Here is a 12,848-nt window from a genome sequence, read left to right as displayed (position 1 = left end):
CCTTTTTATTGCTTAGAAACAATAATTTTTTCTTGTGATGGTTCAACTTGTACCATCTGTAATTTTTCAACCGACAAACGTTCTATTCGGCTATGGCTCGCAAGGGCGTTTTCTTCAAGGATCAAATTGCGCCATTCGATATCTAATAAGTCTTTTTCTTCATACAATTTATCTTTAGCTGCCGTTAACAAACGCGTTTCATGTGCGGTAGTCACAACAAAAACGGCACTGATTATAATTGCAGCCAATAAAATCAAAGGAACGATGCCATAACGAAATAAATCACGCCCAATGACGCGAGCTAGGCTGTGCCTTTCTGGAACCATTATTCCGCCGCCTTTTCAGCAAACCGCAACACAGAACTCCGTGCGCGAGGATTTTCGTCAATTTCGTTTTCCGAAGGTTTCATCTTACCTAGGTCACGTAACTGCGCTGCGCCTAACTCTTTAATCTGCGCTTCAGTCAGTGGAATACCGGCTGGCACTGATGGTCCTTTACTATTTTTGCGAATAAACCGTTTTACTAATCTATCTTCCAAAGAATGGAAGCTGATAACCGATAAGCGCCCTTGTGGTGCTAAAACGTTCATAGCGCCTTCTAACGCTTTTTCAATCTCTTCCAATTCGCTATTAATATAAATACGAATCGCTTGGAAGCTACGTGTTGCAGGGTGTTTATGTCGGTCTTTCATCGGACTGACTTTGGCAATTAACTCTGCAAGATGCCGTGTACGTGTTAATGGCTCTTCCTCTGGGTTATGGTTACGTTCAACAATCGCTCTCGCAATTCGTTTCGCAAAACGCTCTTCTCCAAAGGTTTTCAATACCCAAGCAATGTCATCCGCTTCTGCGTCCATCAACCATTGCTGTGCGGATTGCCCTTTGGTTGGGTCCATTCGCATATCTAACGGCCCGTCACGCATAAAGGAAAAACCACGCTCTGGGTCATCTAACTGCGGTGAAGAAACCCCTAAGTCAAGTAATACGCCATCAATTTTCCCTGTTAACCCTTCTTCTTCCACATACTCTGCAATCGCAGAAAATGGGCCATGCTTAATCATAAAACGCGGGTCATCGATAGCCTGTGCCGCTTTTATGGCTTCTGGATCACGGTCAATGGCGATTAACCTTCCTTGTGCGCCAAGCTGGCTTAATATCAACCTTGAATGGCCACCACGACCAAAGGTGCCATCGATATAGATACCGTTAGGTTTAATGTTTAAACCGTTCACGGCTTCATCCAGTAATACTGTTACGTGTTTAAATTGCTGTTGCGTCATTATTAAAGTGACAAATCCTGTAAGCGGGCTGAAAGTGGTTCATTGGTAAGGCGCTCAGCGGCAATATCATCTTCCACTTGCTGATACCAAGTCTGTTCATCCCAAAGTTCAAATTTATTAATCTGGCCAACCAACATGACCTCTTTGGTTAGCCCTGCGTGTTGACGCAATGTACTGGCTAACAAAAGACGCCCCGCGTTGTCCATTTGGCATTCACTTGCATGACCTAATAACAGCCGTTGCACGCGTCGTTCTGCTGGGTTCATCGTCGATAGCCGAGAAAGTTTTTCCTCGATAATCTCCCATTCAGGTAAGGTATAAAGCAACAGGCATGGCTGGTGAAGGTCAATGGTACAAACCATTTGCCCTTTCGATTCCTCGTTCAGCATTCCTCGATAACGAGTTGGCACGGTTAGACGCCCTTTGCTGTCGAGATTAACCAGTGTTGCCCCACGAAACATACCCGATTAAACCCCTTTTATTTTCCACCCACCCACTTTACCCCACAATTCACCACATATAAAGTTTACGAATGGTATGAAAACGTTGTCAAGCCAGTAACATCCGGCTTTAGCTTTATTTACAGAACAATTCAGAAAAAATAAGGGGAGGTAAAATCTAACTTGGAAATAAAATGGGAAATAACAAGTTGATATGATTAACATATTTTATTAAGTATCACCTAAATAAGCGCTAACATAATAGTTTGCTGTAAAATCATACAAATTAATGGAAATTCAACTTATGTCTCATTTTTAATCAGTGTATCTTGTACCGGTTATTTACTTCTGTTGAGTCCTCAAATAGTCATTAATTTTTAAATAGGCCCAAAACGTGCTGCCAATAAAATAAAATCATTACATATCAATAGAATAAATAACTGTTTTAATAAACAGTAATTTAATTCAAAATATTTATCGCACAAATCAGTAATACAACCATAATAAATTTATATTAATTTATTTATCCGATTTAGCTTTCATTTTAAAATCCGCAACAAACCAATTAAGATAAATCCTAAAGTTAAATATTTACCTAATTTTTGCCTATAAAAAAAAAGCCCCTACAAGATAGGGGCCGTTATATTACTCATTATTGTGACCAACATCACTCATTATCGTGTAAATATTCACTGTTCGATTAAAGTTAAGTCTATTTTATTACTGCTTACGACCTAAACTTCCACGGCGACATAAATCACGACGAATACGTGTAATACCAGGTTCTGGTTTTTGCTTTTCATCAAGGCTGGCAAGCACCAATTCTAAGATGCGTTCAGCGATGTCTCTATGGCGCTGTGCCAAAGAAAGCACTGGGCATTCAAGGAAGTCTAATAATTCATTATCACCAAATGTGGCAATAACCATATGCTCAGGTAAACGACCACTGCGCTTCAATGCGACATCTAGCACGCCTTGTAGTAAGGAGAATGATGTTGTAAATAGTGCGTCTGGCATCTTGTTGCCACTATCAAGCCAATGAGCAAAAACCTCTGCGGCTGAATCGCGTTCATAGCTATTTGCATACAGGTAATCAATCTTGCGCGGGTCTTCATGCCATGCTTTACGGAAACCTTGCTCGCGCAGGTAACTGACTGATAATTCAGGTAACGCCCCCAAATACAATACCGATTCAGCTTTAAATTTGCGTAATTCTGCTGAAATCATGAAAGCATCTTCTTGGTCATCACCAACAACACTAATAAAGTGTTCTTTTTCAAGGGCTCTATCCAGTGCGATAATCGGTAAAGAACGATTCGCCCAACGCTGATAGAACGGGTGTTCTGGCGGTAATGCTGTCGAAACAATTATGGCATCAACTTGTCGTTGTAAAAGGTGTTCAACACAACGAATTTCATTGTCGGGTTGGTCTTCTGAGCATGCTATCAACAATTGATAACCACGCTGACGCGCCTGCCTTTCAAGGTAATTTGCTATACGGGTATAGCTCGTATTTTCCAAGTCAGGGATCACTAACCCTATAGAACGGGTACGCCCTGCTCGTAGCCCCGCAGCAACTGCATTTGGATGGTAATTGTGCTCTCTGACGACTGCCATCACTTTTTCTACAGTTTTATCGCTGACTCGATACTGCTTGGCCTTGCCGTTGATCACATAACTAGCCGTTGTGCGGGAAACACCCGCTAGACGGGCTATCTCATCCAGTTTCACGTTAACCTCTTTACAATTTTGGGAATAGCCCCGAGTCATTCGGGGCCTTAAACGCGATTATTCTACCTTCGGAAGATAAATTTTTCATCGCATAATTTTATCACCGCGCGAAACACCGACGATCCCTGAGCGTACAACTTCAACAATTTCAGCAACACCACGCACTGATTCGATGAAAGCGTCCAGTTTTTCGCTTGTCCCCGCTAGCTGAACGGTATAAAGCGTTGGGGTGACATCAACAATTTGTCCACGGAAAATATCTGCACAGCGCTTCACTTCATCACGCCCATATCCAGAGGCTTGTAGCTTCACTAACATGATTTCACGTTCGATATGTGCTGACGCTGTCAGCTCACTGACGCGCAACACATCAACTAGTTTATGCAATTGTTTCTCAATTTGCTCCAGAACCTTTGCATCCCCTTTAGTTTGGATAGTCATACGTGACAGGGTTGGGTCATCTGTTGGTGCAACGGTCAAACTTTCAATATTATAACCACGTTGAGAGAACAGACCTATGACACGGGACAAAGCACCTGATTCATTTTCTAATAAAACGGATAAAATACGACGCATGATCAGGTCCTCTCTGTTTTGCTCAACCACATTTCATCCATTGCACCACCACGGATCTGCATTGGATAAACGTGCTCAGTTTCATCAATATTGACGTCAACGAAAACTAATCGCTGATTTTCATTCACTTCAACAAGGGCTTGTTTTAGTTTTTCTTCTAGCTCATCAGGTGTTGCTATCGAAATACCAACGTGGCCATACGCTTGTGCTAACTTGATGAAATCAGGCAATGATTGCATGTAAGATTGTGAGTGACGGCCTTGATAAATCATATCCTGCCACTGTTTTACCATGCCTAAGAAACCATTATTTAAGTTGAGCACTAAAACCGGTAAGCCATATTGCAGAGCGGTTGAAAGCTCTTGAATGTTCATCTGGATGCTACCATCCCCTGTCACACAGACAACGGTCGATTTTGGATGCGCTAATTTCACCCCTAGAGCAGCAGGTAAACCAAAGCCCATCGTGCCGAGTCCTCCTGAGTTTATCCAATGGCGAGGTTTATCAAAGGGATAATACAATGCGGCGAACATTTGGTGCTGCCCAACGTCAGACGTTACATACGCTTCACCTTTCGTTAAACGATAAATCATTTCAATGGCTTGCTGTGGTTTAACTTTTGTTTGGCTTGTTTCGTAACGTAAACACTGTTTGCTGCGCCATTGCTCTATTTCTTTCCACCACGCAGTGAGTGCTTGGTTGTCTTGTTTGGCTGAAGCTTGGTCTAACTGACCTAACATTTGTTTTAATGTGAGTTTTGCATCGCCAACAATTGGGATATCGGCATTGACCGTTTTTGAGATAGACGTTGGGTCAACATCAATTTGAATGACGGTCGCATTTGGGCAATATTTTTCTAAATTGTTCGTTGTTCTATCATCAAAACGAACACCAACGGCAAAAATCACATCCGAGTTATGCATCACCTTGTTGGCTTCATAGGTTCCATGCATCCCAAGCATTCCCACGGATTGCTTGTGCGTTTCTGGGAAAGCCCCTAATCCCATTAAGGTTGATACCACCGGTAATTGCAGTTTTTCTGCCAACTCTATAAGTTCAGCAGAGCAATTCGCGTTAATCGCCCCTCCGCCAATATAGAAAACTGGTTTTTTGGCTGAAACCAATTTAGTTAATGCTTTTTTGATTTGGCCTTTGTGTCCTTGTAATGTAGGGTTATAAGACCGCAAAGAAACGTTCTCTGGATAACGGTAAGCAAACTTCAAAGCTGGGTTAACGGTGTCCTTAGGAAAATCAATCACCACAGGCCCTGGACGGCCACTTGCTGCAATATAAAACGCTTTCTTGATGGTTTCAGGAATTTCTTCTGCGCTTTTAATTAAAAAACTGTGCTTGACTATTGGCCTTGAAATTCCAACCATATCGCATTCTTGAAACGCATCGTTACCAATTAGCGAGCTTGCAACCTGCCCTGATAACACCACCATTGGTACGGAGTCCATATAAGCCGTCGCAATACCGGTAATCGCATTTGTTGCCCCAGGACCAGATGTCACTAAAACAACCCCAACATCCCCTGTTGAGCGTGCATAACCATCTGCCATATGAACGGCGGCTTGTTCATGGCGCACTAAAATATGTTCTACCCCACCAACTGTATGAAGTGCATCATAAATATCTAATACCGCACCGCCTGGATAACCAAACACGTGCTTTACTCCTTGGTCAATCAACGACTTGACGACCATTTCCGCTCCCGACAACATCTCCATGAGTTTGCCCCCAGACATTATTTGCAAGTGAAGAGGTATGAACTACCTCTTTATTTTTATCATTAAAATTGTGAAATTCGTGCTATTAACATATCGCTCTGGCTGAAACGAAGCAAACACCATTTCAGTGCAAGGATCACGAAACTTTCACATCATCTTGAACATGGGTATTTGATAGATAAATTGACTGCGTATAAAAATAATGGGAGAAAGAATGACTGCTATGAATGGAAAAACAGTGCAACTTTAATTAGTTGGAACCATTCTGATTTTAATATTAAGTGATAATCTGAATAAATAAATATGAATAGAACAAAAACAAGACCTGACCTACCCATAATACAGGTAAGTCAGATAATTAGATGGTAAATTATTCTTTGTACATCGATTCAATTTCTAATTGATAGCGCTCAGAAATAATTTTACGGCGCAGTTTCAACGTCGGCGTTAATTCACCTTTTTCCATTGAAAATGTGGTAGGTAGTAATATAAAACGCTTAACTTGGTGGAAATTATCGATATTTTTTTGCAAATCTTTTAAACGGCTCTCAAATAAGGCCACAATATTTGAGTCTTTTAAGAGTTCTAAACGATCTCGATATTTCAGGTTTATTGAATGGGCATATTCTTCTAAGCTGTCATAACAAGGCACGATCAGCGCTGAAACAAACTTGCGTGCATCCGCAATAACTGCAATGTGTTCAATAAACTTGTCTTGCCCTAATACCCCTTCAATCATCTGTGGTGCAATATATTTTCCGTTAGACGTTTTCATTAAATCTTTTAGCCTATCCGTAATATATAAATTGCCTTGTTCGTCAATCTTTCCTGCATCACCCGTTTTTAGCCAGCCATCTGCTGTAAACGTATCCAAGGTTTCAATTGGTCGATTGAAATAGCCTTTCATGACCACTGGCCCTTTTACTTGTATTTCATCGTCTTTACCAATACGCACTGAAACAGAAGATAGTGGTGTACCTATCGAACCTAATGGGTATTTACCTTCTTCCCAGCAAGATACCGTGGCACAGGTTTCTGACATACCATAGCCATATTTAATATTTACCCCTGCTGAAAGGAAAAATGCAATCACATCGTCATCAAGACGGGCGCCAGCTGCTGGCATGAAACGAATTCGACCGCCTAACCCTTCGCGAATTCTACTGAGAACCAGTTTATCAACCATCGGAAAAATAGCGCGGTTAACTAAAGAGGGTTTGTGGCCTTTTGCTAAGGCTTTCACACGGCGCTTGCCAAGAGATATTGCACAGCGAAATAGCGCCCTACGGATGAGAGGTGCTTTGGCCACTTTACTGTGTATTGCTGAATAAACTTTTTCATAAAAACGGGGAACCGCACACATCACAGTCGGTTTTACTTCCGTTAATGCTTCCCGAACTTGATTGGTGTCTGTTAAATAAACGTTTAACGCCCCAACGTGCATAACGTAAAAGCTCCACGCACGTTCAAAAACATGTGAAAGTGGTAAAAAACTTAAAGAAACATCATCAGCAGTTAGTTGTAATCGTTCGTCATGGAGATACAGTTGGGCAGCCATGTTGTAGTAATCCAACATAACGCCTTTGGGCTCCCCTGTAGTGCCTGATGTATAAATGATGGTAAATAAATCACCGAGATTATGTGCAGCGATGCGCTCATCAAGTTCCGTTTGGTATGCGGTTTGTGCTTGCGCCATAAATGTGGATAAATGCAGGGTGTCGATTGAAATATCAGCCAACTCAACATTGTCGTTCATCACGATAATCGTCGTTAATTGAGGACAAAGAGCTGGCAATTGGCATGCAACTTGATATTGCATATCGTCCCCAACAAACAACACTTTAATATTGGCATCATTAATAATATACGCCGCTTGCTCAACATTGCTAGTTGCATAAAGTGGCACTGTGACAGCCCTAATTTGTAACGCGGCAAAGTCAACCAATGACCAATTCATGCTGTTATGGGCAAATAACCCAATATTTTCTTGTGTGATAACGTTTAATGCTAAGAGACGACGAGAAATCGCTGATGTGTGATCGCCTACCTCGCCCCAAGTTAATGAGCTCTGTTGCCCGTCATCCCATTGACTGAAAGCTATCCGGTTCGCCGATTCGTGCGCAGTAACCCTGCTACGTAAGCGATTAACCAAGTGGTATGGATATAGATTTTCAGTAATCAAAGTGTATTCCCTATAGGTCATTATCGATATAAGTTACTCGGTACATTCACAAGCACTTAACTATTCTTATTATTTCAGCTTACAAGTGTTAGCTGAATATTCGCAGTGTATCGACTAAAGAGATGCGTGAAAAGCATTTATATGTAAATTTTGTGCAAATGTTATGTCTGCTACAAAACTCATCATAACGCTCACGATAATGAGTTAATTACCTTGTTGGCGTATCTATCTTTGTTATAAGCACGTCTATAGAAATATAGAGGTTATTGGCTTTAAGGGGCAATTTCATTTGTTATTGCCCCTTAACAATAAGCGTTATTTATTACTCACAATGTCTGAGCTCGCCAACAACCTCTAACAATTTTTAAATAGGAGTACTATGCAGCAACAGCCTGTTCAGAGAGTTCCTCAATCAACTGATTAAATTGAGATTTCATCCATTGATGGCCTTTATCCCTAACCGTTGATTCATGCCAAGTTAAATAGCAAGGCAGTGTATCTCGAAGCCAAGGCAACGTTAATGTCCGTAATTTTAGTTGTCCAAAGTAATGACTCACTAGCCATTTTGGCACAATAGCGACGAGATCAGTTTGAGCAACAAGACTCAGGACACTATTTAAGTCAGTACCTTGATAGCTAATCGTATGCGATAACTCAGTATTATTATAATAAGGTTTACTAAATGATCCCATGTTATCCATTGACATAATAGCATGACGTTCATTATTTAATTCAATTTCAGAAATTGAATTACCAATACGTGGGTGATGACTAGCCACCACTAATACCAATTCATCATCAAATAAAACCTGATGTTGAAATTCTGTCTTTTCTAATTGATTATAGCCAAGGAAAAAATCCATTTCTTGGTATTTTAATTGATGAGCAATTTTATTATCCATAAAAGAATGAATGACTATATTAATATTAGGCGAAACTACCTTAAATTTTTCGACAATAATAGCAGCTAGACGAATATCTAACGGTGAACAAATAGATAAATTAAATACTCGATCACTAGTTTGTGGATTGAAACCTGCACTAGGTAATTCATTATGAACTAATTGTAATGCTTGCCTAATAGGCCCGAACAGTTGCTTAGCACGAGATGTCGGCTGAATACCACGCCCATACCGGACAAACAACTCATCATTAAACATTGATTTTAAACGTGAAACTGCGTTACTCACCGCAGGTTGAGACATCCCTAGAACTTGCGCTGCTTTTGTTACGTTTTGCATCTGCATAACCACGTCAAAAACCGTTAATAGGTTGAGATCAACATTACGTAAATGAATATCGCTACTGTCTTTTTTAGCTGTTGAAATTGTATCAAAATCAGTCATTTTTTACTCCACTAATATATTTATCATTTTTCATTAACGAAAAGAGTCATTCATCTTAAAAAACCGACGAATATATAAATTCATTAAATATTATTCTTAAAACAACTTATAGATAATAAGTCATTTCGCTTTCCCTGCATTTATTAAAACGACGTTTATATTACTTTACCTATTAATTAAACTTGCAGTATAAATATCATTATAAAACGTAAATATTCATCAAAATAATGAATGATAACCACTTATTAGCATTGCAATCACTCACCGTAAAAATAATAAAGCAATTTTTGCAAGAAATCATAATAAATCGTATGTAGAATCAATAAATATTCTCATTATCAGATTATTTTTTAAATACTCATTTATTAGATAATTAACTTAATTAAAAAGTATTGGCGAAGATGATTCATTCCCTACCTTGAGTCTCACCTTACATCAAAAAATAAAAATTGCATAAAAATCAATAACTTTAATCATGAAAGCATTTGAATGAGCATAGCAAAAGAATTTTACCCTTATAACAACGCAAAAATCCAGACAAAACAGAAGGGATACACAAAAAAAACAGCAACAACCACCAGCCAGAAGCCATAATTCATGATTGGTAAAAATATGCTAAAAATCTATTATTGACATTAACTTTAAGATAACGTATCAATAAATACAGTTTGATTAAGATACTCAAGAGAGACAGTTAAAAATGACATTTTCTATTCGCCTACTAAGCCTACTACTACTCGCATTAAATTTGCGCGGTATGCTTATGGACGAAAAATAGAAACAAACTGTCCACAAACATTAAAAACCCGCGCAACCCGCGGGTTTTTTTATGCCTGCGGCTTTGGAAGAACATAACTCTCAGCAAAAAACAAAATTCGATATGAGGAATACAATATGAGCAACCAAGTCATTATCTTCGATACCACCTTACGCGACGGTGAGCAGGCATTACAGGCAAGTTTGTCAGTCAAAGAAAAATTACAAATTGCCTTCGCATTAGAGCGTTTAGGAGTTGATATCATTGAAGCGGGTTTCCCAGTCTCTTCACCGGGTGACTTCGAATCCGTACAAACCATCGCGAGAGAAATCAAAAACAGCCGAATTTGTGCATTAGCGCGTTGTATTGAAAATGACATTGATGTTGCAGCTGAGTCATTAAAGGTTGCCGAAGCCTTTCGTATCCATATTTTCTTAGCTACCTCCAATTTACATATGGAGAAGAAATTAAATAAATCCTTTGATGGCGTAATGGATATGGCAATTAATTCCATTAAGCGCGCAAGACGCTATACCGATGACGTTGAATTCTCCTGTGAAGATGCGGGCCGTACTGACCCTGATAATTTATGTCGTATCGTAGAAACGGCTATTAATGCAGGTGCAACAACAATCAATATTCCAGATACTGTAGGTTATACAACACCTTACCAGTTTGGCGGAATTATCACTGATTTGTATAACCGTGTGCCAAATATCGATAAGGCTGTTATTTCTGTGCATTGCCATGATGATTTAGGGATGTCAGTTGCTAACTCAATCAGTGCTGTGCAAGCCGGTGCCCGCCAAGTTGAAGGTACCATCAATGGCTTAGGCGAACGCGCTGGCAACACGGCATTGGAAGAAGTGATTATGGCCATTAAACTGCGCGAACAAATGTTGAATGTGCATACCAATATTAATCACAAAGAAATTTACCGTACCAGCCAATTAGTTAGCCAATTATGTAATACACCAATTCCAGCTAATAAAGCCGTTGTAGGTAGTAACGCATTTGCTCACTCATCAGGTATTCACCAAGACGGTGTGTTGAAAAATCGTGAAACCTACGAAATCATGACACCAGAGTCTATCGGCTTAAAAGAACAACAATTAAATTTAACCTCACGTTCAGGCCGTGCCGCTGTTAAACACCGTATGGAGGAAATGGGGTATCACGAAGGTAAAGACTTCAAATTGGATGAATTGTATACTGCATTTTTGAATTTAGCTGATAAAAAAGGTCAAGTCTTTGACTATGACTTAGAAGCCTTAGCTTTCTTTACGAAACAACAAGATGAAACTGACCACTTCGTGATGGACTATTTCAGTACACAATCAGGCTCTAGTATTGTTGCAACAGCAACAGTCAAAATGCAGTGTGGCGATGAAGTGAAGTCTGAAGCGGCGACCGGTAATGGCCCCGTTGATGCCATCTACCAAGCCATCAGCAACATCACACAATTCCCTATGAAATTAGTCTCGTACCAGTTATCTGCTAAGGGCCATGGTGAAAATGCGTTAGGCCAAGTGGATATCGTGGTTGAATGCCATAACCGTAAGTTCCACGGGATGGGATTAGCAACAGATATCGTCGAATCTTCAGCGAAAGCCATGGTGCATGTATTAAATAGCATTTGGCGCTCTGAACAAGTTGAAAAAGAAAAACAAAAAATAAATCAAGAATCACAATCAAACACAAAGGAAGCAGTTTAACAATGTCTAACTATAAAATTGCCGTATTACCGGGAGATGGCATCGGTCCAGAAGTGATGGCGCAAGCTCACAAGGTTTTAGCCGCTATCAGTAAACGTTTTGCAATAACAATTAACACCACTGAATACGATGTTGGCGGCGCGGCAATCGACAAACACGGTGAACCGTTACCGCAGGCTACAGTAACAGGTTGTGAGGAAGCTGATGCGGTATTATTTGGCTCTGTCGGTGGGCCTAAATGGGAACACTTACCACCTGATAGCCAGCCTGAACGCGGTGCATTATTACCTTTACGTAAGCATTTTAAATTATTCAGTAATTTACGCCCTGCTCGCTTATATCAAGCATTAGAAGCATTTTGCCCATTACGTGCAGACATCGCAGCTCAAGGTTTCGATATTCTTTGTGTCCGTGAATTAACCGGTGGAATTTACTTCGGTCAACCGAAAGGCCGCAAAGGTGAAGGCCAAGAAGAATATGCATTTGATACTGAAGTTTATCACCGCTATGAAATCGAGCGTATCGCGCGTATTGCTTTTGAATCGGCTCGCAAACGTAATAACAAAGTCGCATCAATCGATAAAGCAAACGTGTTGCAAAGTTCAGTATTATGGCGTGAAGTGGTCAACCAAATTGCTCAAGAATATCCAGATGTTGAAGTCAGCCATATGTATATCGATAACGCAGCAATGCAAATGATCAAAGCCCCATCTCAATTTGATGTGGTGTTATGTTCTAACTTGTTCGGCGATATCATTTCTGATGAATGTGCGATGATCACCGGTTCTATGGGCATGTTACCTTCTGCAAGCTTGAATGAAGCTGGATTTGGTTTATATGAACCTGCAGGCGGCTCTGCACCAGATATTGCAGGAAAAAATATTGCCAACCCAATTGCACAAATTTTATCTGCTTCCATGCTGTTAAGATTTAGCTTAGACCAAACGGATGCGGCAGATGCCATCGAGCGTGCAGTCAATAAAGCCTTAGAAGAAGGTTATAGAACATCAGACTTAGCAGGTGCAGGTCAGTCAATAAGTACCAGTGAAATGGGCGATATTATTGCTCGTTATATTGCAGAAGGGGTTTAAC

10 protein-coding genes are annotated in these 12,848 nt (G+C 40.2%); 2 read left to right on the top strand and 8 right to left on the bottom strand.

Annotated features, from left to right (window positions below; translation table 11 throughout):
- Window positions 1–5: 5 nt before the first annotated feature.
- The 8 genes from ftsL to leuO all read right to left on the bottom strand — a co-directional run bounded on the left by ftsL (window position 6) and on the right by leuO (window position 9,284).
- Window positions 6–326 (bottom strand): cell division protein FtsL, encoded by a 321-nt coding sequence (gene ftsL, locus ACU696_RS08360; protein WP_004913196.1) that lies wholly within the window; start codon window positions 324–326, stop codon window positions 6–8.
- Window positions 326–1,279, bottom strand: coding sequence for a 16S rRNA (cytosine(1402)-N(4))-methyltransferase RsmH (rsmH, locus tag ACU696_RS08355; protein WP_004913197.1), 954 nt, complete (start codon window positions 1,277–1,279; stop codon window positions 326–328). Before rsmH ends, ftsL begins: the two co-directional genes overlap by 1 nt.
- A gap of 2 nt (window positions 1,280–1,281) precedes the next feature.
- Entirely contained in the window at window positions 1,282–1,740 is a 459-nt protein-coding gene (mraZ, locus tag ACU696_RS08350) for a division/cell wall cluster transcriptional repressor MraZ (protein ID WP_004262043.1), read from the bottom strand.
- A 699-nt stretch (window positions 1,741–2,439) separates the two neighbouring features.
- Window positions 2,440–3,450 (bottom strand): catabolite repressor/activator, encoded by a 1,011-nt coding sequence (gene cra, locus ACU696_RS08345; RefSeq protein ID WP_004913203.1) that lies wholly within the window; start codon window positions 3,448–3,450, stop codon window positions 2,440–2,442.
- Window positions 3,451–3,534: 84 nt separating this feature from the next.
- Complete coding sequence (gene ilvN, locus ACU696_RS08340; protein WP_004262045.1) at window positions 3,535–4,026, bottom strand: acetolactate synthase small subunit; 492 nt, start codon at window positions 4,024–4,026, stop codon at window positions 3,535–3,537.
- Window positions 4,027–4,028: 2 nt separating this feature from the next.
- Window positions 4,029–5,756 (bottom strand): acetolactate synthase 3 large subunit, encoded by a 1,728-nt coding sequence (ilvI, locus tag ACU696_RS08335; RefSeq protein ID WP_004913206.1) that lies wholly within the window; start codon window positions 5,754–5,756, stop codon window positions 4,029–4,031.
- A gap of 370 nt (window positions 5,757–6,126) precedes the next feature.
- Window positions 6,127–7,959 carry an AMP-dependent synthetase/ligase gene (locus ACU696_RS08330; protein ID WP_209101935.1) on the bottom strand — a complete coding sequence of 611 codons (1,833 nt, stop codon included), beginning with the start codon at window positions 7,957–7,959 and terminating at the stop codon, window positions 6,127–6,129.
- Between the two features lie 356 nt (window positions 7,960–8,315).
- Entirely contained in the window at window positions 8,316–9,284 is a 969-nt protein-coding gene (gene leuO, locus ACU696_RS08325; RefSeq protein ID WP_004913213.1) for a transcriptional regulator LeuO, read from the bottom strand.
- 894 nt (window positions 9,285–10,178) lie between these two features.
- Here leuO and leuA point away from each other — a divergent pair.
- Together leuA and leuB are read left to right on the top strand one after the other, a co-directional pair.
- Window positions 10,179–11,756, top strand: coding sequence for a 2-isopropylmalate synthase (leuA, locus tag ACU696_RS08320; protein ID WP_004262054.1), 1,578 nt, complete (start codon window positions 10,179–10,181; stop codon window positions 11,754–11,756).
- A 2-nt stretch (window positions 11,757–11,758) separates the two neighbouring features.
- On the top strand, window positions 11,759–12,847 hold the full coding sequence (gene leuB / locus ACU696_RS08315) for a 3-isopropylmalate dehydrogenase (RefSeq protein WP_209101932.1): 1,089 nt from the start codon (window positions 11,759–11,761) through the stop codon (window positions 12,845–12,847).
- Window position 12,848: the final 1 nt, after the last annotated feature.

Source organism: Providencia sp. PROV_01, assembly GCF_053098325.1.
This window is presented reverse-complemented; position numbering and strand designations above follow the sequence as displayed.